23 protein-coding genes and 1 pseudogene are annotated in these 26677 nt (G+C 64.5%); 10 read left to right on the forward strand and 14 right to left on the reverse strand.

The window, feature by feature from the left end:
* Positions 1-68 precede the first annotated feature (68 nt).
* From BVU17_04560 to BVU17_04580, 5 genes are all read right to left on the reverse strand, one after another.
* Positions 69-2510, reverse strand: a complete 2442-nt coding sequence (locus BVU17_04560) for a dihydropteroate synthase (protein ID AUG46824.1) — start codon at positions 2508-2510, stop codon at positions 69-71.
* Positions 2511-2623: 113 nt separating this feature from the next.
* Positions 2624-3328 carry a hypothetical protein gene (locus BVU17_04565; GenBank protein ID AUG46825.1) on the reverse strand — a complete coding sequence of 235 codons (705 nt, stop codon included), beginning with the start codon at positions 3326-3328 and terminating at the stop codon, positions 2624-2626.
* Between the two features lie 42 nt (positions 3329-3370).
* On the reverse strand, positions 3371-3910 hold the full coding sequence (locus tag BVU17_04570; protein AUG46826.1) for a hypothetical protein: 540 nt from the start codon (positions 3908-3910) through the stop codon (positions 3371-3373).
* A 36-nt stretch (positions 3911-3946) separates the two neighbouring features.
* Positions 3947-4933 carry a transporter gene (locus tag BVU17_04575; GenBank protein ID AUG46827.1) on the reverse strand — a complete coding sequence of 329 codons (987 nt, stop codon included), beginning with the start codon at positions 4931-4933 and terminating at the stop codon, positions 3947-3949.
* A 147-nt stretch (positions 4934-5080) separates the two neighbouring features.
* Complete coding sequence (locus BVU17_04580) at positions 5081-6661, reverse strand: phosphoribosylglycinamide formyltransferase (protein AUG46828.1); 1581 nt, start codon at positions 6659-6661, stop codon at positions 5081-5083.
* Positions 6662-6808: 147 nt separating this feature from the next.
* On the opposite strand from BVU17_04580, the gene BVU17_04585 reads away from it, so the two are divergent.
* From BVU17_04585 to BVU17_04605, 5 genes are all read left to right on the forward strand, one after another.
* On the forward strand, positions 6809-7363 hold the full coding sequence (locus BVU17_04585) for a hypothetical protein (protein ID AUG46829.1): 555 nt from the start codon (positions 6809-6811) through the stop codon (positions 7361-7363).
* 245 nt (positions 7364-7608) lie between these two features.
* Entirely contained in the window at positions 7609-8676 is a 1068-nt protein-coding gene (locus tag BVU17_04590; GenBank protein AUG46830.1) for an alcohol dehydrogenase, read from the forward strand.
* A gap of 125 nt (positions 8677-8801) precedes the next feature.
* Complete coding sequence (locus tag BVU17_04595; protein AUG46831.1) at positions 8802-10184, forward strand: adenylosuccinate lyase; 1383 nt, start codon at positions 8802-8804, stop codon at positions 10182-10184.
* A gap of 90 nt (positions 10185-10274) precedes the next feature.
* Entirely contained in the window at positions 10275-11582 is a 1308-nt protein-coding gene (locus tag BVU17_04600; protein AUG46832.1) for an MFS transporter, read from the forward strand.
* An 87-nt stretch (positions 11583-11669) separates the two neighbouring features.
* Positions 11670-12314, forward strand: a complete 645-nt coding sequence (locus BVU17_04605; protein AUG46833.1) for a phosphoribosyltransferase — start codon at positions 11670-11672, stop codon at positions 12312-12314.
* A 16-nt stretch (positions 12315-12330) separates the two neighbouring features.
* Here the strand turns inward: BVU17_04605 and BVU17_04610 are convergent, their stop codons facing one another.
* The 4 genes and pseudogenes from BVU17_04610 to BVU17_04625 form a co-directional block, all read right to left on the reverse strand.
* Positions 12331-13458: a succinyl-diaminopimelate desuccinylase gene (locus BVU17_04610; GenBank protein AUG46834.1), complete on the reverse strand. Its 1128-nt coding sequence runs from the start codon at positions 13456-13458 to the stop codon at positions 12331-12333.
* Positions 13458-14693 (reverse strand): diaminopimelate decarboxylase, encoded by a 1236-nt coding sequence (locus tag BVU17_04615; protein AUG46835.1) that lies wholly within the window; start codon positions 14691-14693, stop codon positions 13458-13460. Before BVU17_04615 ends, BVU17_04610 begins: the two co-directional genes overlap by 1 nt.
* 183 nt (positions 14694-14876) lie before the next feature.
* Positions 14877-15335: pseudogene (locus BVU17_04620) on the reverse strand (hypothetical protein).
* 271 nt (positions 15336-15606) lie between these two features.
* Complete coding sequence (locus BVU17_04625; protein AUG46836.1) at positions 15607-16437, reverse strand: 2,3,4,5-tetrahydropyridine-2,6-dicarboxylate N-succinyltransferase; 831 nt, start codon at positions 16435-16437, stop codon at positions 15607-15609.
* 177 nt (positions 16438-16614) lie between these two features.
* Here BVU17_04625 and BVU17_04630 point away from each other — a divergent pair, with 177 nt between their 5' ends.
* On the forward strand, positions 16615-19836 hold the full coding sequence (locus BVU17_04630) for an alpha-glucosidase (protein AUG46837.1): 3222 nt from the start codon (positions 16615-16617) through the stop codon (positions 19834-19836).
* A gap of 363 nt (positions 19837-20199) precedes the next feature.
* On the opposite strand, the gene BVU17_04635 is transcribed toward BVU17_04630, so the two are convergent.
* The 3 genes from BVU17_04635 to BVU17_04645 form a co-directional block, all read right to left on the reverse strand.
* Positions 20200-20949 carry a 4-hydroxy-tetrahydrodipicolinate reductase gene (locus BVU17_04635; GenBank protein AUG46838.1) on the reverse strand — a complete coding sequence of 250 codons (750 nt, stop codon included), beginning with the start codon at positions 20947-20949 and terminating at the stop codon, positions 20200-20202.
* Positions 20946-21866, reverse strand: a complete 921-nt coding sequence (locus BVU17_04640) for a 4-hydroxy-tetrahydrodipicolinate synthase (GenBank protein ID AUG46839.1) — start codon at positions 21864-21866, stop codon at positions 20946-20948. The genes BVU17_04635 and BVU17_04640 overlap by 4 nt, the downstream gene beginning before the upstream one ends.
* Positions 21867-22255: 389 nt before the next feature.
* Positions 22256-22543 (reverse strand): hypothetical protein, encoded by a 288-nt coding sequence (locus BVU17_04645; protein AUG48837.1) that lies wholly within the window; start codon positions 22541-22543, stop codon positions 22256-22258.
* A gap of 193 nt (positions 22544-22736) precedes the next feature.
* Between BVU17_04645 and BVU17_04650 the strand changes: the two genes are divergently transcribed.
* Complete coding sequence (locus BVU17_04650; protein ID AUG46840.1) at positions 22737-23234, forward strand: NYN domain-containing protein; 498 nt, start codon at positions 22737-22739, stop codon at positions 23232-23234.
* Positions 23235-23365: 131 nt separating this feature from the next.
* On the opposite strand, the gene BVU17_04655 is transcribed toward BVU17_04650, so the two are convergent.
* Complete coding sequence (locus BVU17_04655) at positions 23366-23548, reverse strand: hypothetical protein (GenBank protein AUG46841.1); 183 nt, start codon at positions 23546-23548, stop codon at positions 23366-23368.
* 577 nt (positions 23549-24125) lie between these two features.
* Here BVU17_04655 and BVU17_04660 point away from each other — a divergent pair.
* Positions 24126-24593, forward strand: coding sequence for a pseudouridine synthase (locus BVU17_04660; protein ID AUG46842.1), 468 nt, complete (start codon positions 24126-24128; stop codon positions 24591-24593).
* Between the two features lie 117 nt (positions 24594-24710).
* The gene (locus tag BVU17_04665; GenBank protein ID AUG46843.1) at positions 24711-25190 is read left to right on the forward strand and encodes a hypothetical protein; all 480 of its coding nucleotides are present in this window, start codon (positions 24711-24713) and stop codon (positions 25188-25190) included.
* Here BVU17_04665 and BVU17_04670 read toward each other — a convergent pair whose 3' ends face one another.
* A complete protein-coding gene (locus BVU17_04670; protein ID AUG46844.1) occupies positions 25191-26141 on the reverse strand; it encodes a permease in 951 nt (316 codons plus the stop codon).
* A gap of 146 nt (positions 26142-26287) precedes the next feature.
* Here BVU17_04670 and BVU17_04675 point away from each other — a divergent pair, with 146 nt between their 5' ends.
* Entirely contained in the window at positions 26288-26677 is a 390-nt protein-coding gene (locus tag BVU17_04675) for a nascent polypeptide-associated complex protein (protein AUG46845.1), read from the forward strand.

Here is a 26677-nt window from a genome sequence, read left to right on the forward strand (position 1 = left end):
TTGGAGGGAATATCCGGGTATGGCGGTATAGTCTGGCGGTTGTCCAACTGTCTGTTTGGCTGGCCGACTCAGTCCTCGAACTTCTGTGGATCACGGGCCGCCTCGGCGACGCGAACGGCAGCAACGTTCTCCGGGACGTCGTGGACACGAACGATATCGGCCCCTCGTTCGGCCGCCAGCGTCGTCCCGGCGATGGTCGCCTCCAGACAGTCGCCCGCTTCCTGTCCGGCCAGCCTGAACAGCGACTTGTGAGAGTGTCCGACCAGAATAGGGCAGCCAAGCGCCTCGAACTCTGGCAGTCGGTCGAGTAGTTCGAAGCTCTCTGTGGCCGACTTTCCGAAGCCGATGCCCGGGTCGACGATAATCTGGTCGCGGTCGAGTCCGGCCTTTTCGGCGAGCAAGACACGCTCGGTCAACTGGTCAATACAGTCCTCGACCACATCGTCGTAGTGGATGTCGCTATCCGGGTCGACCGGCGTCTCGATGGAGTGCATCACGACCACCGGCACGTCGTACTCGGCGGCGACGAGTCGCATCTCGGGGTCTTCCAGCCCGGACACGTCGTTCAGGATGTCTGCCCCGGCGTCGAGTGCCGCCCGCGCGACGGGGGCCTTCCGCGTGTCGACGGAGATGGCGACGTCCAGCTCCGAAAGCGCCTCGATAACCGGGACGACGCGGTCAATTTCCTCCTCGACCGGGACCGGTTCGGCACCGGGTCGGGTCGACTCCCCGCCGATGTCGAGAATGTCCGCGCCGGCCTCGACCATTTGCTCGGCGCGGGCGACAGCGTCCTCGACGGCGTTGTACTCGCCGCCGTCGTGGAAGGAGTCCGGCGTGATATTGCAGATGCCCATGACTGCCGTGCTGTCGTCCCAGGGATACACTGTCGACGTATCCCGCTCGGGCTGCTGGATAGACAGCGCGGCCCGTAGCTCGTCGGCGAACGACGCGAGCCCGTCGGACTGGCCGTCCAACTTCTCCGCGAGGCGTCTGTACTGCGCCATCGTCGCCATCATGACCACATCGATGGCTTCCTCGTCCTGACCGCTCAGGCCGGAAATCGCACATTCGCCGCCCAGCGACAGCAGTTCCTCCTTGAGATACTGGGCCTGTCGCGGCTGGACGCGGGTGCGCAGGACGCGGTGGACGCCCTTGCCTCGCATCCGCTGGGTCCCGGCCGCGGTAACGTGGGCGCTCTCCATGGTCTCGCGGGCCTCGGCCAGCGAGTCGACCTGTTTGGGGACCAGCGAGCGCGACCAGTTGGTCCGGGCCTCCCGCACAGCGTACAGCGACCCAACCACGAGGACCGCATCGCCTGCTTCCGCGGCGTCGAGTGCGATATCCAGCGCCCCCGCAACGTCGCTGCGCGTCTCGACCGTCGCGTCGGTCGCGTTCTCCACTGCGGCCGCGACAACGCGGTGAGACTCCGCCCGGTCGACGTTGGGCTGGCAGGCGACGACGTGGTCCGGGTCCGGTAACGCCGCGGCGATGCGCTCGTGGTCCTTGTCGACCATCGCGCCGATGACGACGTGGAGGTCGTCGTAGTCGAACGAGGACAGCGTTTCGGCGGTGCGCTCGATGCTTCCGGGGTTGTGTGCCCCGTCGAGAACGACCAGTGGCGACTCGTTCATCACCTCGAACCGACCGGGCCAGTGGGCGTTTCGCAGGCCCCGTTCGAGGTCCGTCTGTGAGATGTCCGCGACTTGCTGGCACAGCGTGGCTGCGATTCCGGCGTTCTGCGCCTGGTGTGCGCCCAGCAGCGGGAGGTAGGTATCGACGCTCCAGTCGGAACCGTCGACCGAGACCGACCCTTCCAGTCCCTCGCGACCGTTATACGTCGCCGTCACGTCGTCGTCGCCCTCTCCGACAGTCACAACATCGCCGGCAACCTCGCGGACGGCCGCGAGCGCGTCGCCGGTCGTTCCGGTCACCAGTGGAGCGTCTTCGGGGGCGACGTGGGCCTTGTCGTGGGCGATTTCCGCGACAGTATCGCCGAGAATGTCTGTGTGTTCGAGCGTTACGGACGTGACAGCGCTGGCGACTGGGTCGACCACGCTTGTAGCGTCGTACCGACCGCCGATACCGACTTCCAGCACCGCGACGTCTACGTCCTGACGGTCGAACTCCCACAGCGCCATCGCGGTCATCGTCTCGAAGAAGGTAGGCGAGTCGTTGGCCGCGCCCTGTTCGGTCACGTACGTCCGGATCGCTTCAACGAACTCGACGAGGGCGGCCTCGGAGAGTTTCCGGCCGTTGATACGAATCCGCTCGCGCACGTCGTCGAGATGCGGCGAGGTGTACAGCCCGACATCGAGGCCGGCTTCCCGCAACGTTCGTTCGACCATCCGCGCGGTGGACCCCTTCCCGTTGGACCCCGCAATCTGGACGCAGCGAAGTCCCTCCTGTGGGTCACCGAGCGACGAGAGCAGGTCCTGCGTGGCATCAGTACCGGGTCGTGGGGCGAACCGGCGCAACTCGAAGAGGAAGTTCGCGGCCTCGTGGAACTCCATGGTCGGGCTATCAGAGCCGTTCGCTTTAGCCTGTCGGACTGTTGCGTGTCTCCGGCGCGAAGACGCCCCGAACGCCCGCTTCCCAGACTAGCGCCACGGCCTCGCAGCGACAATTACGCCTGTTCGCTCCGGTCGCGCGTGGCCCACCGACCGAGCGCGCTCGACAGAATCAGGAACGCGGCACCCAGCAGCGGTGCCGGGTCGATCTTCGCACCTGGTCGGTCTGCCGTGTCCGTCTCCTCTGGCTCCCCCTCCGCTGGTGTCTGGGTCTCCGGGCCGGTGACGCCAGCCGGCTCGGTCTCTTCCTCGCTGTACTGCTGCCGGTACCCGGACTCCGTCTGTGGCTCCTCTCCGGCCAGCGCAGTTTCCTGTGTCTCCGGAGTCGGCGTGTCCTCGGCTTCTGCGACCGCTGCTGGCGGCTCGAACTCCGTGTCGACCGGCGATGGCGTGTCGACGGTCGGCTCAGCCGGTGGTGGCGTCTCGCTTGCACGTTCCGCGGCCCATCCCGACGTGTCCTCATCGGTGCTCTCGACAGCAGTTTCATCGGCATTTCGGCGGCGGTACCACCAGAGCCCAGCCGTCGCTGCGCCGAGCGCGATAAGCGACACCCCAGTGCCGAGCAGCCCCCACTGTCGCCATAGCGACCCGAGACGGTCCGTGAGACTGGGACCGGAATCCTCGGCTCCATCCGGCCCTTCCAGTCCAGATACGGGGACAGCAGTGGCGTCGTCGACAACAGCGACGCCGGGGACGGCGTCGAGCACCGAGGCGACGGCGTCCCGCTCCACCTCGACTTCGAGAAACGTAGGTGTGTCCATATTCGACCCGTCGTCGGGCGAGCATGTAAAACCCGCTCAGTATTATTCCCGGGCCGGTTCGTACTCGGCATCGGTCGCCGTGGTCCGCGATAGGTCGGTTTCGATACCGGCGGCGTCTTGCGGTTCCCTCCCCGGGTCCTCGTCTTCGTCGAGAAGCGTCCGCAGTTCCCGCTCGTATTCGGCCTCAGAGAGTTCCCCCTCGACGTACCGGCGCGTCAACACCTCGTGTCGCTCCTCGACGGTCGGCTCCGGCGGCGCGAACACGTCCGAGAGACTGAACGACGCGAGCGGTGGGACGACGGCTTCGAGACGGGCGAGTCCATCAGCGACGCGCTGGCTCTTCGGCACCGACGCCCGCCGGGCCAGCGCACGGACCAGCGCGACTGAAAAAACGATGTCGACACCCACAAGTAACAGTGTGCCAAGCAAGAATCCGGCGACGGTCTGGACAACCGCGCCGCCGCCGAGAAGCGCTCCGACTGTCGCGACGACACCGACGATTCCCAGCCCGACAGCCCCCAGTGTCGTCAGAACGACAGCGGCAAACAGAAGCAGCAGGCGGTTATCTCTCATCCAGTTCACACATACGATAGCCGGAGGGCGTTGAAATGGTTTGTGTCAGCGCTCGTTCTCTCGCGATTCCGGATCGCTTCGGGGGATCTCCTCAGTTGCCGGCACGTACGAGCGGCCAGAGGCGGACCACCCACCCCAGATCCACTCCCGGATAGTGAGCTGGCGCTTGGACCCTTCATCCCGCGCCGTTTCGAGTCGTCGCTCGGTCGTGTGGAAGTAGTTGACGACGGTCACGAGGACGACACCACCGACGGAGTTACCGATGAGTACCGGCAGGACGAACTGCCAGAGACCGACGGACAGTGCCAGTTCGCCGATGAACACCAGGTAGAACATCTCCGTCGCAGAGACGACAACGTGGTAGAGGTTTCCAAACGGGATCGCAAGGAACGAGATGTAGATCAACATGAGCCGCGAGATGCTGTCCCGTAGCGAGTAGTCGACCCAGACGACGCCAGCGACGATGAGGCCGGCAAACACCGCCTTCGAGAACAGTGTTATCTGGGATGTCTCGATGGCCTTCTCCGCGAAGCCGGCGGCGGCCGCCGCCGCGTCGGCGGAGAGAACGTTCGTCGTCGCCAGTGCGAGTGCGCCGAGCATGCCGCCGAAGACGTTTGAAAGCAACACGACACCCCAGATGCGAAGCAGCGACGGGAGGCTCGATAGCCGCTCGAGGACGAGCGCGACCGGCGGGAGCGTGTTCTCGGTGTACAGCTGGTAATCCCCGAGAATAATAAATATGAACCCGAGTGGGTACAGCAGCGCACTTAGTATCGGGTCGCCACCGGTCGTGCCGTACAGCGACGCGTACAGCAGGAACGTCACTGTGATAGCGAAGCCGCCGGCGAGTCCGCTGAAAAAGAGCTCCCGGGTTCCGGACGTCACCTCCTCGTCGGCCGCGACGATGATACGCTGGAAGATTTCGTCGGCGGAGAACCGGTCACGGATGACGCTGCCACCTGCCGGCGCACCGCTTCGAGAGACGTCCACGGCATCGCGGACAGCCTCCTCCCTGTCGTCGTTGTCTGCCATCAGTCGCCCGTTCAATAGCCGGTATGAAACCTCTTTCGTTGCCGACAGTCAGCCCGGCGACACATCATAAAAAGTCCGCCCTCAGCCGTGAGCCGCCGATAGCCTTGCAGTACTTGTCACTGAGGTTCAGACACTCGTTTCTCTTGGTCAGTCGTGTCTGAACGACCGCTGACCGGTGAACACCATCGCCATGTCGCGTTCGTCCGCGGCCTCGATGACGCTCTCGTCGTTCTTCGAGCCGCCGGGCTGGATAACCGCCTCGATACCGGCGTCGGCGGCCTCTTCGATACCGTCAGGGAAGGGGAAGAAGGCGTCGGAGGCCATCACCGCTCCGTCCGCGTCTTTCCCTTCGGCGTGTTCGTCGGCTTTCATCGCGGCGAGCCGGACGGCGTCGACACGGGAGACCTGCCCCATGCCGATGCCGACCGTCTCCGTCCCGTCGGCGAAGAGGATGCCGTTCGATTTGACGTGTTTGAGCGTGTGCCAGGCGAACAGCATCGACTCGATCTGCTCGTCGGTCGGCTCGCGCTCGGTGACGACTTCGAGGTCGTCAGCCGAGAGGTGCTGGGTGTCACGCTCCTGGACCAGTCGACCCCCGACGAGGGGCTTCTCAGTCAGCGTGTCCGTAACCTCGAAGTTGTCGTTCACGTCAAGAGCCCGGAGATTCTCCTTCTCGAAGAGGACGTCTAGCGCGGCGTCGGTGTAGCCGGGCGCGACGACGACTTCCTTGAAAGAGTCGATAATCTGCTCGGCGGTGGCGGCATCGCATTCGCGGTTCAGCGCGACAATACCTCCAAAAGCGCTCATTGGGTCCGTCGACAGCGCCTTCGCGTAGGCGTCGGCCACGGAGTCAGCCGTCGCACAGCCGGCCGGGTTGGTGTGCTTGATGACCGCCGCGGCGGGCTCCTCGAACTCCTTGATGAGATTCAACGCGCCGTCGGCGTCGTTGTAGTTGTTGTACGACAGCGCCTTCGCGCCCTCGTTGAGCTGGTCGGCGTGGACGACGCTGGCTTCTGAGACGGTCGTATCAGTGTACAGCGCGGCGTCCTGATGTGGGTTCTCCCCGTAGCGCAGGCTCGCGGCGAGATCGTCTGAGACGACGCGGCGGGCGGGGAAGTCGCCGCCGTCGTCGCCCTCGACTGAGACCGTGCCCTCGTCCCAGTCGATACTGACGCGGCCCTCCGCGAACCACTCGATGACCCGGGGGTAGGCGGTGAACTCACCCTCGTAGAGCACGCGCTCTTTGAGGCTGTCCTCGTCGTCACCTTCGAAGACGGGAATGGGTTCCTGCGTGACGATGGGGCCGCCGTCGACGCTCTCGTCGAGGACGTGGACGGTACAGCCCGTCACCTTCACACCGGCGTCGAGGACCTGTTCGTGTGCGTTCGCTCCGGTGAAGTTCGGCAGGAGACTCGGGTGGATGTTCAACGCGGTCGGTGTCTCGTCCAGGAACGTCTCGCTGAGGACGCGCATGTAGCCGTCCAGCGTGACGAGGTCGAAGTCGTACTCCGAGAGCGCGTCGAGAACGCGCTCTTCGTGGGACTGGCGCGACTCGTCACCGTCGCGCTCGACGACCTCGGTTGGGATGCCGCGCTCGGCTGCTGCTTCCAGTACTGGCGCGTCCGCGTCGTTCGTCAGAACGACAGCGAAGGACGCCCCACCCGGGGCGCGGTCCGCGATGTTCATGAGATTCCGGCCGCGGTTGCTGGCCATACCGGCGAGTTTCATGTGCGACCGACGGACCGGCCGGTGCAAAGTTGTTGCGAAACCCCCTTCGGAATATTGTGGTATGCGACCGAGCCACGCTATTTATGTCCATGGTGTCGGTGTCTATCGGTCCGGTGCGCATTTGTAGCCCGCCGCCAACTCGCCCGTATGGCGAAGCTTCGGTGTCAGCGCGCTGGCGCGGTCGCTGCCGTTGGCGGTATCGTCTGGATCGGCTGGGCCGCGGCGCTGTCCGCGACCGGCCAGACAGCCACGAGCCTGCCGATTATCGCTGGAACCATCGTCTCCGCACTCGGCGTCGTGGCCGGCCATTATGCCATCGAGGATTTCTACGGCGCACGGATGAAACGACCCGGGACCGTCGGCGCGTGGGCCGGCGGCCTCGGCGGTCTCGTCTTCGCGGCCGGGCAACTGGTCCGTCTCCTCTCCGGCGACGGCGAGGCAATCATCGGAATCGGCGTGCTCATGCTGGTCAGCGGGTCACTGCTGGTCGCCGCCGGTCTCGTCAGGACGCGGATTCAGCCGCCGTGGCTTGGCGTGGCGCTGGGCCTCGGGACTATCGCGTTCCTCGGATTCGAGGTCCAGCCTGCGACGGCAACTGCATACGGCCTCGCGTGGGTCGCACTCGGACAGGACCTCTACCGCTTCGATCCGCCGGACGGCCGCTTTGGCGATGCCGATGGCGACTACGGCTGGCTGAGTTGAAGCTTACCCGCTAGTGGGACCAGGTCCTCACTCTCTCGAAGGTATTTCGGCGTGAGCGACCGTCGAAACTCCTGACACGTTGTATCGGAGCTGGCCGTTGTATGCGTAGAAGTAAACGGAAATTAGACTTATTTATAGAGCACTATATTCCTCAAAACTGGCGCTTCAGTAGCTCCGTCGCACGTTAGCTATGTAGTTTAAAAACCATAATGTTCATTAGTAAGATACCCAATGTTAATACTGTAATGCAGGCAGTACTACTAGAAGAGTTTCAGGAGCCGCTGACAGTACAGGACGTCGACCGCCCCGAGCCGGAGCCGGACGGCGCTGTCGCAGAGGTCATCGGCTGTGGTATCTGTCGGTCCGACTGGCACTGCTGGCAGGGGGACTGGGACTGGTTCGGCTACCGGCCTGACCCGCCACACGTCCTCGGTCACGAGCCGACAGGCCGAATCGTCTCTGTCGGCGAGAACGTCGAAAACATCGAGGAAGGACAGGAGGTCGCGATCCCGTTCAACTTCGCCTGCGGGAGCTGTGACCTCTGTCGGAACGGACGCGAAAACATCTGTGAGAACCACATCGGGCTCGGCTTCATGAACCAGGCGCCCGGCGCGTTCGCCGAGGAGGTCCACATTCCCAACGCCGACCTCAACGCCGTTCCGCTCCCGGACGGTATCGACGCCGAGTCGGCCGCCGGGATGGGCTGTCGGTTCATGACCTCGTTCCACGCGATGGCCCACCGAGCACCGGTCAGCGCCGGCGACGACGTTGTCATCCACGGCTGCGGCGGCATCGGCCTCTCGGCGGTCCACATCGCGAACGCCCTCGGCGGCAACGTCATCGGGGTAGATCTGATGGACGAGAAACTGGAGCGCGCGGAAGACCTCGGCGCTGTCGCCACTGTCAACGCACAGGAGGTCGATGACCCCGCGAAAGAGGTCAGAGATATCACTGACGGCGGGGCCGACGTATCCGCAGATGCCCTCGGTATTGCAACGACGTGTCAGAACGCGGTGAACTCGCTCCGGAAAGGCGGTACGCACGTCCAGATCGGACTCACTACCAGCGAGGAGGAGGGGATGGTGCCGCTCCCGACCGACGAGTTCGTCGCCAAAGAAATCGACTTTAAAGGGTCGCTCGGCCTCCAGCCGTCGCGGTACAGCGAAATGCTCGATATGGTCGAATCGAGCAAACTCGACCCGACCGCGCTGGTCGAGGACACGGTGGATATCCATCAGGTGCCCGACGAGCTGGCCGCGATGAGCGACTACAATACGGTCGGTATCCCGGTCTGCAACGAGTTCAGCAACTGACGGCGCGACTGCCCCCTCACCCGAACCCCGACTCTCTCTTTTTCGCCGTCACGCGTCGCTGCCGCAGCGCGTCACGGTTGCAGGAGAACGACACGCTTTTTCGCGCCTCCCGCGCACACTCGGGTATGACCGACAGAGGGCCACTGGCCACCGTCTCGCCGCTCGACGGCCGATACGCCCGCTACACCGAACCGCTCGTCCCGTACGCCAGCGAGCGGGCGCTAATGTCCGCCCGCGTGGAAGTCGAAGTCGAGTATCTCATCGCGCTCGCGGACCTCGACGCCACGCCGCTTTCCATCGACGACGACCAGCGCGCGACGCTCCGGGCGCTGTACGAGGAGTTCGACGACGAGGACGCCGCCGTCGTCAAGCAACTGGAGACGGAAGGGTACGGCGAGTACGCGGCGACCAACCACGACGTGAAGGCCATCGAGTACTTCATCCGGCTGGGCATGCCAGAGGGGCTGGACGCCGACAACTGGATTCACTTCGGGCTGACCAGCGAGGACGTGAACAACCTCGCCCAGCGGCTGCTCGTCAAGCCCGCCGCCGAGGACGTGCTCGTCCCGGAACTCCGCGAGATTCGGGACGCGCTCGTGGAGATGGCCCACACCTACGCCGACGTGCCGATGCTGGCCCGCACGCACGGCCAGCCCGCGACGCCGACGACGTTCGGCAAGGAGATGGCCGTCTACGCCTCCCGACTGGGGCGGGCTATCACCCGCGTCGAACGCGCTGCAGAGGGTCTTTCCGGGAAACTGGCTGGCGCGTCGGGGACCTACGCGGCCCACGTCGCCGCCTACCCCGACGTGGACTGGCCGGCGTTCGCCGAGGACTTCGTCGCCGACCTCGGCCTGGAACACGAGCCGCTGACGACGCAGGTCAACCCCTGTGACGACCTCGCGGTCCTGTTCGACGCCCTCCGTGGCGCGAACAACGTCCTGCTGGACCTCGACCTCGACGTGTGGCTGTACGTCTCGGACCGCTACCTCGGGCAGGAGGCCGTCGAGGGCGAAACGGGGTCCTCGACGATGCCCCACAAGGTCAATCCCATCGACTTCGAGAACAGCGAGGGGAATCTCTCGAAGGCGAACTCCGATCTCGTGTTCCTCGGGGACTACGTCACGAACTCCCGGCTCCAGCGGGACCTCTCGGACTCGACGGTCAAGCGCAACATCGGGGCCGCCTTCGCCCACTGTCTCATCGGCTACAGTAAGTGCCAGAACGGGCTGGCGAAGGTCGTCCCCAACGAGCAGGTGATGGCCGACGACCTCGCGGCCACGCCGGAAATCATCGGCGAGGCTGTCCAGACGATCCTCCGGCGCGAGGGGTACGCCGACGCCTACGAGCAGGTCAAAAAGGCAACACGGGGCCGGGAGGTTACCATCGAGGACTTCCACGACATGTTCGCAGACCTCGACGTGAGCGACGACGTGCGGGCGGAACTGGAAGCGCTGACGCCGACCGACTACACTGGCATCGCGGAGCAGCAGGCCGACGACAGCTGAGAATCGCTACTCTGCCGCCGTTTTCATGTTGTCACGCCCCATCGCGGCGAACGCAACTATCACGAGTGTGGCCGCCTTCGTCAGTGATAGATGGTTCTCGGCACTGACACGCGGGTCCTGACGCTGGCGTTCGCCCGGATGGCAGACGCGCTCGGCAACTCGTTTCTCATCATCGTCCTCCCCCTGTACATCGCCAGTGGTCAAGTGTCTCTCGCCGGCATTGCCGGCCAGCAGATATTCGGATTCACGCTCCAGACAGAGACGCTCATCGGGCTGGTGTTGTCTCTGTTTGGCCTGCTGAATAGCTTCGGCCAGCCCGTCACCGGGCGGCTCTCGGACCGGACCGGCAAGCGCCGGGTGTTCGTCCTCACCGGACTGGTGCTGTTCGCCATCGGTAGCGCGGCCTACCCGTTCCTCTCCTCGTACTGGACGGTGCTTGCCGCGCGGGCGTTCCAGGGCCTCGGTGCAGCCTTTACGATTCCGGCGACGGTCGCACTGGTCAACGACTACGCGGCGAGTGACGCCGAGCGCGGCGGGAACTTCGGCGTGTTCAACACTTTTCGGCTCATCGGCTTTGGCTTCGGACCGATTATCGCCGGTGTCGTCATCACCGGCGGACTCGCGGCGAACGACGTGGTGACCTACCGAATCGCCGGCACTGCGGTATCTGGCTTCACCGCCGCCTTCGCTATCGCCGTACTGGGCGCCGTTGTGAGCTTTGCCCTCGTCTGGGCGCTGATTCGGGACCCGCCGTTCGAGGCCGACGCGGGCAAGGACCTCTCGATAGCCGTCTTCGACCGGGAAGGCGAGGGGCTGGATTCGGTGTTCGTCCTCGGCGTTGGGACTTTCATGATGGCGTCCACTATCGCGCTGTTTGCCACCCTCGAAGGCCCGATTCGGATGCGACTGGACGAGTCGACGCTGTTCTTCAGCGTCCAGTTTGCTGCCGTCGTCATCGCGAACGTCGTCTTTCAGGTCCCCATCGGCCGAGCGAGCGACCGGTTCGGTCGGCGACCGTTCATCGTCGCCGGGTTCGTCATCCTTGTTCCGTCGGTGTTTGCACAGGGTGTCGTGACAGGACCGTGGAGCATGCTCCTGGCGCGGTTCGTTCAGGGCATCGCCGTCGCGCTCGTGTTCGCTCCGTCCCTTGCCCTTGCCGGTGATCTGGCCGGCGCACGCGGGTCCGGAACGACGCTGTCGGTCCTGACGATGGCGTTCGGCCTCGGCGTCGCTATCGGGCCGCTGGCGTCGGGCCTGCTGTACAACGTCGGCTCGTTCAGCACGCCCTTCACCGCCGGGGCCGCGCTCGCGTTCGTTGGACTCGTCCTGACGTACACACAGGTCGATGAGACGCTAGACCTTGGGCCGGAGTCAGACCAGCCGGCACCGCAGGACTGAGCCCGAGAACGCCACTGACTGCTCGCCCGCCAGTCACGGTGACCACTGACCGGAATGATTAGGATGTACGATTCCATATGATGAGGTATGTTCACAGACCGCTCGGATGCGGCGCAACAGCTCGTGGCTGCGCTGCGCCGGCGGGATGCCGTCGCCGATATCGTCGTCACGCTCGCACCGGACGGTGTCCCTGTCGGCACCGTGGTCGCTGACGAAACTGGGCTCCCGATGGACGTCATTGTAATACAGCGCATACAGGCCCCAAACCATCCAGAACTGACTATCGGGGCCGTTGCGCCGGGTGGCTTCTCGTGGATCAACAGCCCGATGATGCGGTTTCTGGACGTGAACTGGGAGTACATTCAGGAGGCGAAGATTCACGCGAGCGACACTGTCGAGTCACGAGCGGTCGACTACGGCGAGACGTGGGGGCCGCTTGACGTGGCCGGCAAACGGGTGTTGTTGGTCGATGACGGGATTCCGACGGGTGCGGCGATGCGCGTCGCAATCCAACGTCTCCGGAAAGCAGGTGCGAACGAGGTTATCGCCGCTGCCCCTGTCGCGCCGCCGGACGTGCTTGAGGAGGTCCAGCGGTGGACGGACGACGTCATCGTCCCGCTGAAACCGACAGCGTTTCAGGCTACTTCAGACTACTACGAAGAGTTCGATAGCGTGACAGACGAAGACGCGACGACAGCGCTCCCTGACCTCGTCCAGCGACGGTCGGCGTAGGTCCTAATTTGCCGCCTCAGACAAGTCGTTCGACCGTCTCCCGCACGGCTCGTGCGGCAGTTCGCACATCGGAGAGGCGGACGTACTCGCGTTTCGAGTGAGCGACAGCACCCAGTTCGTCGCCCAGGTCGCCGGGGCCGAACACCACGGTCGGGCCGTGTTCGGCGAAGTACGAGGCCTCCGTCGCGGCCCCGAACTGCCGAACTGCGCCGCCGCTGGCGTCCTGTAGTGTGCGGACCAGTTCCGCATCGGTGTCGGTCGCAAACGCCTCGGGGAACGGCGTGTCCGGGCGGATGAGGTCCACGGTGAGGCCCATGGACTCCGGAAGCCACTGTTCGAGGTGGGCCTGCAGGTCGCCACAGAAGGTCTCGCTCGTCTCCGGCGGGACGCTGCGCCGGTCGAATGTGATGGTACATTCGGCCGGGACCTGATTGGTCGCCTCGCCGCCCTCTATCATCGACGCCGTGAGGATGGGGTGGCCGAGCGTCTCGTGTTCACCTGGCCCTTTCTTTTCATCGTATGCCTCCATCGCCTGCAGAACCGGCGCGGCGGCCCGAATCGCGTTCTGCCCGCTGCCGGGGTCGGCGGCGTGGGCGCTCTCACCGTGGATAGTGACGGTCCCCTCGAACTGCCCGCGGGCGGCCGTACACACGTCGAGCCCGGTCGGCTCGCCGACGATGTAGCCGTCGGCGTCGACGGTCTCGGCGAGGTGTGCCCCGCCGGTCTGGGTGGTCTCCTCGTCTGTCGAAACCGCCAGCGTGACCCGGCCGTCGTCGGGCGTGACGGTGAGAAACCCGTCCAACAGGGCCGTGAGTGGCCCTTTCGCGTCACAGGCCCCGCGGCCACAGACGATGTCGCCGTCACCGTCGCCGCCGGTGCCGTCGACGGCTTCGCCCGGCCCCGGCGGCTCCGTCCGCCGCTCGTAGGGCAGATGCGGCGGCACGGTGTCGATGTGCGTGTTGAGGAGGATGTGGGTCCCGTCGGGATCGCCTCGCGAGGCGATGACGTTGCCGAGGTCGTCTATCTCCGGGTACTCGCCGGCGTCTTCCAGCGTGTCGACCAGCAGCGAGCGCATCTCGTCGACGCGCTCGTGGGAGGGCGTTTCGACGGCCCGCCGGTGGAACGAGGGGATGTCGAACGACATTACTGTTCCATGCGGGTCACGTCCGCCAGTGTCTCGCGCTTCCTGACAACTCGCGTCTCGCCGCCCTCGAAGCCGACCTCCGCTGGCCGGGGCTGGGAGTGGAACTGGTTCGCCAGTTCGTAACCGTATGCGCCGGCGTTGCCGATTGCCAGCAGGTCGGTCCGCTCGGGTCGGGCGACGGGCCGGTCAGTGCAGAACACGTCGGCGCTCGTACAGCAGGGGCCGCCCACAGACACCGGTTCGGTCTCCCGGTCCGGCGCGGTGACGTTCCGGATCGGGTGGTAGGAGCCGAACATCGCCGGCCGGATGAGCGTCGCCAGCGAGGCGTCGACGCCGACGACCGTCGCCGCGGGCGTCTCCTTGATCGTGTTGACCTCGGTCAGAATCAGTTCGGCGTCGGCGACGACGTAGCGGCCGGGTTCGAGTTTGACCTGCGCGTCGAGATCGCCGACGGCCTCGCGGACCTTCTCGCCGACCACGTCCATGTCCAGCGGCTCGGTCGTCTCGCGGTACGGGACGCCGAAGCCGCCGCCGAAGTCGACAAAGTCTAGCGCCGCGCCGTCGGCGATGACCTCCCGACCCATGTCTGCGACCTTCCCGATGGCCCGGCAGTGGTCGTCTAGGTCGTCGTGGAGGACGCCGCTGCCGGCGTGGGCATGCAGACCGACGAGATCGAACCGTTCGCGTACGTCCGCGGCGACCTCGGGGACCTCGTCGTAGGGGATGCCGAACTTCGCGTCCTTGCCGGTAGCGACCTTCTCGTGGTGGCCCGTGCCGATGCCGGGGTTGATGCGGATGGCGACCCGTCCGTCGTAGCCCCGCTCTTCGAGGCGGTCGAAGGTGTCCCGCGCACCTCCTGTAATCGTCAGCCCGGGATTCTCGGTGGCCAGCTCGACGGCACGGTCGAGGTCGCGATCCGGCGGGTTGACAGCCGTGTACTGGAGCGTATTCGGGTCCGCGCCGGCGTCGATGGCCCGCTGGAGTTCGCCCCAGGCGGCACACTCGATGTCGGCCCCGGCTTCGAGCAGTTTCGAGAGGACGGCCTGCCCAGTGTGGGCCTTCGCGGCGTACATTACGTGGGCGTCGGGAAACGCCGCAGCGAACCGCTTGTAGTTTGCTGCGACCCGGTCGAGGTCGACGACGTACAGCGGCGTGCCGTACTCGGCGGCGACTACCTCCAGGCGCTCGTGGTCCCAGTCCGCGAGACGGCGGACTGGCGGCGAGTCGTGGGTCATTGAGGAAACAACGGTGTCGGCGGCTAACAAGGGTTCCGTTTCGAGACCCAACGACGCCGGCCAGCGGCGACGAAAGCGGCGACGCGCCGGCTTCGTGCCCGTCGGCCGACGGCACGTCGGCCACTGTCAGGCCCCGCTCGCCACGCGCTCCGGGTCGTCGCGCGCCCTGACCGTGGTGTAGGTCTAGCCGAGCAGCAGGCCGTACACGAGATGGACGACGCCACGACGAGGAAGTTCCCGAGCAGGCCCGGCAGCGGGACCAGCGGCTCGGTGAACGACTGGACCCCCAGCGCGCTCATCGACACCGGAAACAGGAGTCCCGTCGAGAGCAGGCCGATGGCGGCGGCGAAGGCGACGCCGGCCGCGACGCTCTCACCGACGGATGCAATCTGGCCGTGAAACACCGGCCGGGAGACGACGAACGCGAACAACAGGCCCGCGAAGACGCTGTGCAGCAGGTGGACGACCCACCCGCCGACGACGGTCGGCCAGCCGTACAGCGCCCCGACGAACGGCATGAGGTTCGCCCCGCGTGGAACACGACCCCATGCCGACGCCGGCGACCAGCCCGCTTGCACTGCCAGCGACCCATCTGTACCTCGCCACCGCCGAGACGCGAGAGACGGTGTGTCCCTGGCTCATGCGACAAAGTTTGTAATATGGTACCAAATATACAGACGATTGTTCACGCCGCGGTAACCGGTGCTTGTTCGCATGGCCACAGCAGCACGCCCGGTGAGGGTACCCACCCTCACCCAGATACGGCACGTCACGGCTCACGATGGTCGCCCGTCGTCTACCGAGAACCGCTCCCGACGGTCGCGCCTCACGGCTTCGCCGTTCATCCCGTTACTCCACGGTTCGCTTCGCTCACCGTTCCGTCGAGGCTCGCTCACTGCGTTCGCGCGCCTCGCTACTCCCGAAGCGCGTCCTCTCGCTCCGTCGCTTCCAGCGTCTCCTCCTCCACGTCAGTCGCCACGACAGCGGGCTTGTACGCGCCCCCGGGGATGAGGTCGTTCTCGCCGACGGAGGAGTCGACGAACCGCTGGAATGCGCGTCGCTCCGGCGGCAGTTCGCCGTACAGCACCTCGTCCTCGACGAGGTCGTAGACGGGAATCCGCGGCGTCAGGAGCGTGTTCTCGCCGACAATCGAGCCCTCACCGACGACAAAGCCGCTGGTGACGCGACAGCCAGCACCCAGCGATACTTCGTCCTCGACGATGACCGGCGCGTTCTCGACCGGTTCGAGGACGCCGCCGATGAGCGTGTTTGCGCCGAGCTTGACGTTCTCGCCGATCTGGGCGCAGGAACCGACGGTGTCACAGGAGTCGACGAGCGTGCCGTCGCCGACGTAGGCCCCGATGTTGACGAAGGAGGGCGACATCATGATGCAGTCCTCGCCGAGGTACGCGCCCCGGCGGATGGCGGTCCCGTCCGGCGTGTTGCGGGTCCCGCGCTCGCCGAGGTCCGCGGTCTCGCGCAGCGGCAGTACGTCGTGGTAGTCGACGCCGCCGTACTCGCGGGCCACCGTCTCGCGGAGGCCGAAGTTCAGCAGAATACCCTGCTTGACCCAGGCGTTTGCTTCCCACTCGCCGCCGGACTTCTCCGCGGCGCGGACCTCGCCGGCTTCCAGGGCCGCGAGGAACTCGTCGAGGATGGCGAGGTGGTCGTCGGTCGCGTCGGCCGCTGAGAGGCCGTCCTGTTTCCGTTGCCAGAGGTCGTCGATATCGGCTTTGAGGCTCATGAGAGTCACTATTTCTCGGATGGTATTACTTGTCGGGGTTTCGACTCGGGGCGACCGCTTCTGCACAGTACTGCCGGGGTCGGAAAATGGTTTTAATGTAACATAACCGCCAGGATGCACGACTGTCAGCTGACCTGGAAAAAAGTTTATTAAGATTATTGTAAATTTACAACCCGGATGACTGACGACGATTGGCACGATCGTTCGGTGAATCGGCGTGACTTCCTCAGCGGTCTTTCAGGGCTGGTGGCAGCCGCAGCGTACTCCAAGGAGGTCCCCGATGCGGTGGCAGCGCAGGTAACCGCTGGTGACGCTTCCGATACCCAGCAGGTGACATCTCCAGATAGCACTATTACGGTGACTATCGATGTCTCCTCGGGCGTCCCGCAGTACGAGGTTGCGTTCGGCGGGACGACGTACATCGCTCCGTCCCCGATCGGGTTCGAGTTCGCGGACCAGGCGGCCTTTGGCACAGCCGTCAGCGGGTCTGGACCGGACATCACTGTCACGGGAAGCGAGAGCGGAACCACCACAGAGACGTGGGAGCCGGAATGGGGTGATTTCGCGACAGTCTCCGAGGAGTACAGCTATCTCCGGGTCGGCCTGGAAGAAACGGCGAGCCCCGGCCGGTCGGCGAACATCGAAGTGCGTGTGTTCAACGACGGCCTCGGCTTCCGCGTCGCGTTCGACGACGACTTCGGCGACTTCACCATCAGCAGCGAGACGACGGAGTTCAATTTCAGCGGCGATTACACCGCGTGGTGGATCGAGAACGAGTACGTCAATCCCCGCTTTGAGCAGGAGTACACCGAAAGCTCGCTCAGCGACATTCCGGCCGGGAATAAGACGATCCGTCCCAACGACAACGTCGTTCGAGCCGGTGCACACACCCCGCTGACGATGGCGGCCGGCGACGGGACGTATCTCAGCGTTCACGAGTCGAACCTCGACGACTACGCGTCGATGGCACTCGCCTCCCAGTCCGACAGCGGGAGCAAGGAGATGGCCGTCGACCTGGCCCCGCTCCCGGACGGAAACAAGGTGTCGGCGTCGGCACCGCACGTCACGCCCTGGCGGACTGTCCAGATCGGGACCTCGCCCGGCGATCTCGTCGAATCACAGCTGGTGCCACTGCTCGCTGACCCGCTGGATGAGAGCGTGTTCCCGACGAATTCGGACGGTACAGCCGACACCAGTTGGCTGGAAAGTGGCCGGAAGTACACCGGTATCTGGTGGACCATGATCGCAGGCAGCGCCAACTGGGAGTACAAAAGCGACAGTGAAATCGAGAGCAACGGCAACAACCCCGCCGAATACGTCCACGGAGCGCGGACCGAGCGGATGAAGCGGTACATGAAGTTCGCCGACGAGCACGGCATCGACAGTGTGCTCGCCGAAGGGTGGAATCAGGGCTGGGACACCTACCCCGGGGACGGTACCGGGCTGGAGATGGCCGTCGACGAATCCTATCCGGATTTCGACGTTCAGGAGGTCACCGACTACGGTGCAAGCCGCTCGAACCCCGTCGAGATGACGATGCACAACGAGACGGCCGGAAACATCGTCACTTACGAGGACGAAATCAACACCGACAACATCTTCTCGGGCTACGAGAACGCCGGCATCCGGTCTATCAAGAACGGCTACGTCTCGGACCCCGGACTGGGCTTCGATGGCGACGGCTCGACCCCGTCGCACAACCAGCACTGTCAGACTGCGGTCAACCACCATCGCTTTGTCATCCAGCAGGCCGCCGCGAACCGGCAAATGCTGGAGATTCACGAGGGCATCAAGCCAACCGGGGAACTCCGGACCTACCCGAACGTCGCGGCCCGCGAAGTCGTCAAGGCGCAGGAGTACGACGGGTTCGACTCGCTGGGTGCGAACGTCGGTCGGGACCACCACGTCCTTCTCCCCTTTACCCGGATGCTGGCCGGTCCGACGAGCTACCAGCCCGGCATCTTCGACATCACGTTCAACGACAGCGAAGGCGACCAGATTCAGACCACGCGCGCCAAACAGCTCGCGATGTACCCGAACTATCTGGGCGGCATCCAGATGGCCGCCGACCGGATGGAGGCATATATCGACGAGTCGTTCGGAGTCGGTGAGTTCGTCCAGGCCCAATCAGGGACACTGAACGGCATGATTACTGCCGACCGCTGGCGCAATGCCTTCGGCGCGCACTACGTTCCAGTCGATCCGAACCGCGAGCCAGAGGGCGCGACGGTGCGTTTCACCGTCACAGATGTCCCCAGTGCCGGAACCTACGACCTCCACTTGCGCTATGCCGCCGACCAGGAAGACAATTCGACAGCGGTTCAAAACAACGGGAGTCCCGAAGCAACCCTCGTCGTCAACAGCACAGAGCAGACACTTACGCCGTCGTTCACCGCGTACTGGGACACCTGGGACATCCACACAGTCTCGGTCCAACTCGACGCGGGCACGAACAGGCTCGCTATCAAACTCGGGCCGAACGATGTCGGTGGCTTCAACCTCAACACCGTCGGCGTCACCGAGCAGGGTGCCGGCGCACCGTTCCCGGCTGCCTACACCGACTTCACCGACAGCGTCGCCGCCGCCGAGAACTACGACACCGAACCGGAGTTCGACTTCATCGAGACCGTCCCCGTGAGCTGGGACGAGACGGTCGCTGTCGACGGCCAGGTCGGGGACTACGTTGTCACGGCCAAGCGCAGCGGCAGCGAGTGGTATCTCGGCGCGATGACCGACGGAACTGCCCGCGACGTAACCGTCTCACTCGATTTCCTGTCGAGTCAGACTGACGGCTGGACTGTCACCGAGTACGCCGACGCTGCCGAGGCTGGTGTTGACAACAACCCGACAGCGGTCGTCATCAGCGACTACGACGTGACCGCAGGTGAAAGCGTGACCCTCTCGATGGGCGCAAGCGGCGGGACCGCGATGCGAATCGTCCCGTCCGACGGCAGTGACACGAACGACATCGTCTCCGGTGAAGCGTACGTCCTCCGGAACGAGAACAGCGGGAAAGCGCTGGATGTCGAGTTCGCTTCGACCAGTGACGGCACGAACGTCCACCAGTACGAGTACAGCGGCGGTGAGAATCAGCAGTGGGTCGTCACTGACCTCGGCACCGGCTACTACAAACTGGAAGCCGTCCACAGCGGGAAGGCGCTGGACGTCGAGGCGGCTGCGACCGGTGATGGCGCGAACGTCCACCAGTACGAGTACAGCGGCGGCGAGAATCAGCAGTGGGCCATCACGGAGAACGCCGACGGCACCTACCGACTGCTGGCACGCCACAGCGGAAAGGCGCTGGATGTCGAGGCAGGCGCAACGTCTGACGGCGCGAACGTTCAGCAGTACAGCTACGTCGGTGGTGACAACCAGAAGTGGACGTTCGAACAGCTGTAACCCTCGTATCGCCGCCCGCCGACACGTAATTGTCCTGTTCGCAGTTCTGTTTCGATGCGGTCGACCGCGAGCAGTGCAACCGAACCAGTTCGCGGCCAGGTACCAGGACCTCGGCGCCAGCTAATCCCGCTTCAGTCGGCCCCGTGGCCGGGAATGTAGCCGCACTCCGGGCACATACTGATTCGCAGAGCCGTTACTTCGAACGAGGTTGCACATCGGGGACAGTCAGACGCGGGGAGTCGAACGGATTGGTTCGTAGCCATGCGAAATTGTCGCACAGACCTGCATATAAGTATTCTTCTAATATTTATCGCAGTGTACTAGTCCATATAATTGGGTATGTACTGCGCAGCGTAGCCCGTATTACGCGTCTACAACGTCGCCGAAGGCGTACCAGCCGGCATCACGGCCGACGAGCCACGCCGCCGCATCGAGTGCGCCGGCGGCGAACACGCCGCGGTCTTCGGCCCGATGCGAGAGCGAGAGGACTTCGTCGTTGCCGGCCAACACGAGTTCGTGCTCGCCGCGGACATCGCCGGCACGGCGGGCGAACACGCCGATTTCGTCCGCCTCGCGCGGGGCGTGTCCCTCCCGGCCGTACACCGGCTCAACGTCGCGCTCTTCCTGAATCACGTCGAGGATACTGGTGGCTGTTCCCGACGGGGCGTCGACCTTACGGTTGTGGTGGGTCTCCATGAGTTCGAGGTCGTAGTCCTCGAGCGTGTCGACAGCCTCGCTGACGAGGCGCTGGAGGACCTGAATCCCCTGCGAGAAATTGGTCGCCTTCAGCAGCGGAATCACCTCGCTTGCGTCTTGCAGGCGAGCCAGTCCGTCCTCGTCGAAGCCGGTGGTCCCGACGACCATCGGCACGCCTGTTTCGGCGCAGGCCTCGGCGACGGTCAGCGCGCCCTCGGGGACGGCGAAGTCGACGACAACGTCCACGTCGTACTCCCGGAGCGCCGTGGCGGCGTCGGCCGGGTCGACGACCGGGACGCCCTCGACGGCATCCGTCTCGCTGGTGGCGAAGCCGACCACGACCTCGCTGTCGGTGGCGGCCTCGATGACAGCGCCACCCATCTGGCCGGTGACGCCGTTGACCGCCACCCGCGTCATCGCTCGGCCTCCGCGTACTCGTCTTCGAGATCCTCGGTTTCGAGCGTGGCGAGTACGTCACGCAGGTGGTCGAGGTGTTCGTCCGAGAGGCGAGTCAGCGGCGAGCGGAGATGTGCCGGGCCGTAGCCCCGGATCCGCATGGCCTCCTTGACCGGAATGGGGTTGGTCTCGACGAACATCGCGCGGAACAGCGGACCGAGTTCGTGGTGGATCTGGCGGGCGCGCTCGAAGTCGCCAGACAGCGCTGCGCCGACCATCGCGCAGGTGCGCTCCGGTTCGATGTTGGCCGAGACGGAGATACAGCCGGTGCCGCCGACCGACAGCATCGGCAGCGTCATCCCGTCGTCACCGGACAGCACCGCGAAGTCCTCGTCCCGGGTGCGCTCGATGATCTCTGAAATCTGGTTCATGTCGCCGCTCGCGGCCTTGTACGCCCGGATGTTCGGATGCGACGCGAGCTCGACCGCCGTCTCGGGTTCGATATTCTGGCCCGTCCGCGAGGGGACGTTGTAGACGATCTGTGGCAAGTCGACGGCGTCGGCCAGCGTCGTGTAGTGGTCGATGAACCCCTGCTGTTCGGGCTTGTTGTAGTACGGCGAGATAAGCAACAGAGCATCAGCACCGGCTTCAGCGGAGCGCCGGGATAGCTCCAGCGCTTCCTTGGTGTTGTTCGAGCCCGAGCCGGCGATGACTGGCACGTCGTCGACGGCGTCGATGACCGCCTCGACGACCTCAATGTGTTCGTCGTGTGAGAGCGTCGCCGACTCGCCGGTCGAGCCGACAGGAACGAGGCCGTCGACACCAGCGGATTCGAGCCGCTGAGCGTCCTCTCTGAGTGTTTCGAAGTCAATACTGCCGTCCTGGTGAAACGGCGTGCACATCGCCGGGAACACGCCGCGGAAGTCGATAGCTGTCATTGCTGTGTGTCGAGTGTCGCTGTGGGTTCGGTTCTCCGGTCGGAAACGGTGCGACGGCCGGCCGAGACGGCCGGCTGTTGGTTGTCAAACGACCCGACCCGAGACGGAGTCGCCACGTCCGCCACGAGTCACTAAAACGTTGGCTTGCGCTTTGCGCGGACGACGCCCTCACCGGGGAGCCATGAGGCGGTTCCGGACTGAAGGCGTTGTCGCATGGTCGAGTAACTGCGTGTGACCGACTTAGCTTTTGTGTTCTCGCTGCCGCCGTTCACGGTCCAGCTAAAGTGCTATCGGGGCGTTGACGGAGCGACTACGGTTTAGTTATCTCACTGTTGTCTGAAACAACCGGTCAGTGGGCAGGTATCTTACTGAAACCCGATTACTCGCGTTCAACCCCAGATTGATTCTGGAACAGAGACGAGGAGAATCACGAAGAGAACGAGGGTGCCGAGACCGAGGGTTCGCAGCGCGCCCGCTGCACGCCGTCGGTCCGGGGGCAGGAACTCAGCGAATCCAGAGAGTCCGAACGCGATGCCTAAAAAAAGCATATTGTGAGGGCCGTCGAGTACAATCCCGAAATACACCCACGCAAGGATGCAGATGAGTGAGAAGAGTGAGAAGAGGAGACCCTGCTGCCGCCCCTCTGGCTCACGAAATACCATTCGTTGAATTGTCATCATACGTACTGACAGACGGTTGACCCAATAAATCGTTCGGCTGCACTACCGTATATCCGGTCCCTAGATTGATACATTCGGGCCGCGAGTATAACTGCTGAATCTACAACAACTGGGTAGTTGGGGCATAAATGCGCCGCTGTTTCACGTTTGTATCCCGAAAGCATATTCGGGCCGATAGCCAATACCTGATATGACAGTTTCCCAGCCGGGACAGCGCGTGGCCGTACTGGCCGACGCGCAAAACCTCTACCACACTGCCCGGAGTCTTTACTCGCGGAACATCGACTACGAGGCACTACTGGAAGAGGCCGTTGACGGCCGCGAACTGACTCGTGCTATCGCCTACGTCATCCGGGCGGACTCGCCCGAAGAAGAGACGTTTTTCGAAGCGCTCGTCGACATTGGCTTCGAGACGCGCATCAAGGACATCAAGACATTTCAGGACGGGTCGAAGAAGGCGGACTGGGATGTCGGAATGAGCCTCGACGCGGTCTCGCTGGCGAACCACGTCGATACGGTAGTGCTCTGCACCGGTGACGGGGACTTCGCCCGTGTCTGTCGGTATCTCCGCCACGAAGGCTGTCGCGTCGAAGCGATGGGCTTCGAGGAGTCGTCCTCCGAAGACCTCAAAGCGGCCGTTGATGGGTTTATCGACATGAGCGCCGATTCCGACAGGTTCCTGCTATAGCTACGCCAGCATGTGGGCTGCCGCTGTGACCACTGCTGGTTCACCCACGAGCGACATGCCCTCCCGCGGCTTCCCGTGGCTCGACAGACTCACAGCTACGGTGTTTGGGTTGTTATCGAAAAAATCGGCGGTTAGACCGGGCGACCGTCTTCTGACGTTCCAACGAGGAGGGCACCGGCGGCCAGTCCCAGTGCAGCAAGCGCTCCGGCGGCGGCCGGGATGCCGATGTCGATTGCCCCTGTACCAAGGATGAGCACAGTGCTGATCACCAGCAGTGCAGCACCCAGCATCACTTTTCGCGTGTCAGTAGCCATATCACCCGTTTCTAGGAAGTCATCCGGTATAAATTTCCCCAAAACCGACGGAGGAAAGTATGGCACAAGGCAGCAATGCACACTTTTCTGCGATATCGCCGCCGCTCTAGCATGATAATTTCGGCCCACCTTCATGACTGAAGCAGCAAACACATCCCCTTGTAGTGCCCCCCACCAGTTGGGTCACAGAGACGGTATGTTGCCACGCGCTGAGGATAGTCGAGACACCTCGCGGCTGCTCGTCACGAGCCAGGCGCGAGACGGAGACCCACTGCAGTTCCAGGCATCGTAGTCGGTCCTCCGACCACGGATTGGATACAGAGGCACGCGCCCCGTGTACTCGGGCCGGGGCGACTGACGGAGCGAACCAATGGCATTCCGGTTCGGGGCCGTCACCCGTCGGGCTGGACCGTTGATTCGGAACGGATCGGGGGGAGTGGCATTCTCATTGCCACACGATTTTGCCGGCCGTGGTCCGGGCAGCCACGGTCGGGCACACATCTCATTTCGAACTGCGCCGGATAGTGGGGCAGACAGAACCGAAAGGCGGTTTATGACCCGGCATCGAACACGAGCAATGAGTGACGACGAGTTCCGGGGGCTCCGGCGTGCGGCCGACTACCAGTTCGGCGGTGGCGGCGGGACGGCGCTGTTCGCAGGCCCTGACGCCCTCGACGTAACACACACCAGCTCCGGCCGTCCGCGACAGGTCCATGCCACGGACGGCCGCATCGCCACGTACGGTGCCGACGGCCGCTTTCGACTCGGGCTCGCCGGCGGGACCCGGCTCCTCGATGCGTTCGACACGCCGCGACACCGCGTGGTCGTCGGCGACGAGAGCGAGCCGTTCATCCGCGAGGGCCGCAACGCCTTCGCCAAGTTCGTCCAGTCGGCCGACCCGACGCTCCGACCGGGCGACGAGGCCCTCGTCGTCCACGAGGACGGCTCTCTGCTTGCCGTCGGCCGCGCGGAACTGCCCGGCAGCGGCATGGACGACTTCGAGACGGGGATGGCCGTGAAGGTCAGGCAGGGCGCAACGGACTGAGACGGAGTCTGTAGCGCCTCCCGGTACGTGTCGACCTTGGAGTTGGCACGCTCCGGCCCTGCTCGACACCGTCTCGTGTGACAGAAAGCATTTGCTGCTCCCGTCGGGACGAGCGATATGCGCCGCCGTACGCTCCTCGCCGCGCTCGCGCTCTCCCCAGTCGCCGGCTGTGTCGCACCCGGTGACGACACGGCGATGAACGGCTCGACGCCATCGACAGCGACAGCGACGCCAACAGCACAGTCGACAGCACCGACGACTGGAACATCACAGGACACACCGACAGTAACGCCCGCTCCTGACGACCCAATCCTGTTTGTCGTCGACAACGACACGGGCAATGAGCAGACCGTCACGCTCACGATCACACGCGACGAAACGACGCTCCTCGATGAGACGGAGACGATGGCCGCTGGCGACTCGGTCGAGTACGACCCGATGATCGGTTCGACCGGGACGTACACGATTACCGTCGCGGTTGCTGGCGGTCCCAGCCGGACTCTCGAACGGACTATCGGCCGGTTTGCGGTCAGCAGCGGCTCGAACCACTTCGTTGACATCACCGCTGGCGAGATCAGGATATACTGGGAGGAGTAGTCACAACACGAGCCCGGACTGCAGCAGCCACACCAGCAGCGTGACTGTCACCGCGCTGGCGACGGTCGTCAGGAACACGGTCGCGCTGACGAGCTCGCCCGGCGAACGGTCCCCGGTCCCGTGGCTGAACGCACCGACGAGGATGATGGTCGTCACGCCGGTTGGCGTCGCGAGCAGGAGCACGACCACCCGCGCGACTGTCTGGTTCTGGAACCCGACGGCAAGTACTGCGGCGAACGCGAGCACCGGGGCCAACAGGAGTTTCAATGCGCTGGCGATACCGACGGACTGGAAGTCGCTGTTCCCGTCGACGTTCGAGAGCTGTATCCCGAGGATGAGCAACATCACCGGAATCGAGGCGTTGCCGAGCAGTTCCAGCGTCTGCATCACCGTCGACTCCGTCGGCGGGACCGCGCCGAGCCAGCGGAGGCCGAGCGCGACGACGACGGCGTAGACGAGCGGCACACCGAACACGCGACGCATATCCGCCAGCGGACTGCTCGCACTGCCTCGGGCGGCGATGTAGATGCCGACGGTGTAGAGCAACACGCCCTGCAGCGCGGTCACGAGGACGGCGGTGCTCCGTCCTGTCGCACCAAAGGCGAAATCCGCCAGGGGAATGCCGTAGTTCCCAGTGTTGGGGAAGATAGAGACGAGGACGAACGCGCCCAGCAGCGGTTCGGAGTGTCCGGTCAGACGGCCGACGCCTTCCGCGAGGAGGAGCATCGCGGTGGTAAACAGCACGACAGCGAGGACGACGCTCAGAATCGTCCCGCCGGCCAGCGTCGACGTGGCCAGGCTATGGACCACCAGCGCCGGCGCGAGGACGTACACCGTGATGGTGTTGAGCGCGTCGGGGTCGGTGTCCTTCACCCGACCGAGTGCGAAGCCGGCCCCAGCGACGGCGACGACCGGGAGGATCGCCGTGGCGAAGATAGACAGCAGTGACACGGCGGGGATGCACGGGCGAGCCTTAGAACCGTTACGAAGCCGTGTGCGCGTGCCGGTTTTGTCCGGTCCGCCGGCCTGTCCTGTGACGAACACCTGTCCGGGTCCGGGTCGCTACGCTTTTCTGCCCTGCCCCGCCAGTCCTACGTATGTTTGGCGGAGGCGGCGGGATGAACCCGCGCAAGATGAAACAGATGATGGAACAGATGGGCATCGACATGGAGGACATCGATGCGCAGGAAGTAATTATCCGCACACCCGACGAGGAACTCGTCTTCGACGACGCGGAGGTCCAGCTCATGGAAGCCCAGGGCCAGAAAACGTACCAGGTCGTCGGCGAGCCCGAGAGCCGCGAACTCGACGCCGGTGAGGGCTCGGCCGCGGCCGACGACGCTGATGAGTCCGAGAACGATTCCGGTGTCGACGAGGACGACGTCGAACTCGTCGCCATGCGTGCTGGCGTCGACGAGGACACCGCGCGAGAGGCGCTCGAAGCCAACGACGGCGACCTCGCGGACGCGGTCGACCAACTGGAGTAA

The sequence above is a fragment of the Haloarcula taiwanensis genome, from assembly GCA_002844335.1.
GTDB lineage: Archaea > Halobacteriota > Halobacteria > Halobacteriales > Haloarculaceae > Haloarcula > Haloarcula taiwanensis.

What these genes read in the sequence shown, in the direction of transcription:
- BVU17_04615 (AUG46835.1), bottom strand. Translation starts at nt 14,693, where the DNA reads ATGACCCACGACTCGCCGCCAGTCCGCCGTCTCGCGGACTGGGACCAC.
- BVU17_04675 (AUG46845.1), top strand. Translation starts at nt 26,288, where the DNA reads ATGTTTGGCGGAGGCGGCGGGATGAACCCGCGCAAGATGAAACAGATG.
- BVU17_04625 (AUG46836.1), bottom strand. Translation starts at nt 16,437, where the DNA reads ATGAGCCTCAAAGCCGATATCGACGACCTCTGGCAACGGAAACAGGAC.
- BVU17_04565 (AUG46825.1), bottom strand. Translation starts at nt 3,328, where the DNA reads ATGGACACACCTACGTTTCTCGAAGTCGAGGTGGAGCGGGACGCCGTC.
- BVU17_04590 (AUG46830.1), top strand. Translation starts at nt 7,609, where the DNA reads ATGCAGGCAGTACTACTAGAAGAGTTTCAGGAGCCGCTGACAGTACAG.
- BVU17_04610 (AUG46834.1), bottom strand. Translation starts at nt 13,458, where the DNA reads ATGTCGTTCGACATCCCCTCGTTCCACCGGCGGGCCGTCGAAACGCCC.
- BVU17_04650 (AUG46840.1), top strand. Translation starts at nt 22,737, where the DNA reads ATGACAGTTTCCCAGCCGGGACAGCGCGTGGCCGTACTGGCCGACGCG.
- BVU17_04655 (AUG46841.1), bottom strand. Translation starts at nt 23,548, where the DNA reads ATGGCTACTGACACGCGAAAAGTGATGCTGGGTGCTGCACTGCTGGTG.
- BVU17_04645 (AUG48837.1), bottom strand. Translation starts at nt 22,543, where the DNA reads ATGACAATTCAACGAATGGTATTTCGTGAGCCAGAGGGGCGGCAGCAG.
- BVU17_04640 (AUG46839.1), bottom strand. Translation starts at nt 21,866, where the DNA reads ATGACAGCTATCGACTTCCGCGGCGTGTTCCCGGCGATGTGCACGCCG.
- BVU17_04660 (AUG46842.1), top strand. Translation starts at nt 24,126, where the DNA reads ATGAGTGACGACGAGTTCCGGGGGCTCCGGCGTGCGGCCGACTACCAG.
- BVU17_04585 (AUG46829.1), top strand. Translation starts at nt 6,809, where the DNA reads ATGGCGAAGCTTCGGTGTCAGCGCGCTGGCGCGGTCGCTGCCGTTGGC.
- BVU17_04600 (AUG46832.1), top strand. Translation starts at nt 10,275, where the DNA reads ATGGTTCTCGGCACTGACACGCGGGTCCTGACGCTGGCGTTCGCCCGG.
- BVU17_04630 (AUG46837.1), top strand. Translation starts at nt 16,615, where the DNA reads ATGACTGACGACGATTGGCACGATCGTTCGGTGAATCGGCGTGACTTC.
- BVU17_04635 (AUG46838.1), bottom strand. Translation starts at nt 20,949, where the DNA reads ATGACGCGGGTGGCGGTCAACGGCGTCACCGGCCAGATGGGTGGCGCT.
- BVU17_04605 (AUG46833.1), top strand. Translation starts at nt 11,670, where the DNA reads ATGTTCACAGACCGCTCGGATGCGGCGCAACAGCTCGTGGCTGCGCTG.
- BVU17_04595 (AUG46831.1), top strand. Translation starts at nt 8,802, where the DNA reads ATGACCGACAGAGGGCCACTGGCCACCGTCTCGCCGCTCGACGGCCGA.
- BVU17_04580 (AUG46828.1), bottom strand. Translation starts at nt 6,661, where the DNA reads ATGAAACTCGCCGGTATGGCCAGCAACCGCGGCCGGAATCTCATGAAC.
- BVU17_04560 (AUG46824.1), bottom strand. Translation starts at nt 2,510, where the DNA reads ATGGAGTTCCACGAGGCCGCGAACTTCCTCTTCGAGTTGCGCCGGTTC.
- BVU17_04575 (AUG46827.1), bottom strand. Translation starts at nt 4,933, where the DNA reads ATGGCAGACAACGACGACAGGGAGGAGGCTGTCCGCGATGCCGTGGAC.
- BVU17_04665 (AUG46843.1), top strand. Translation starts at nt 24,711, where the DNA reads ATGCGCCGCCGTACGCTCCTCGCCGCGCTCGCGCTCTCCCCAGTCGCC.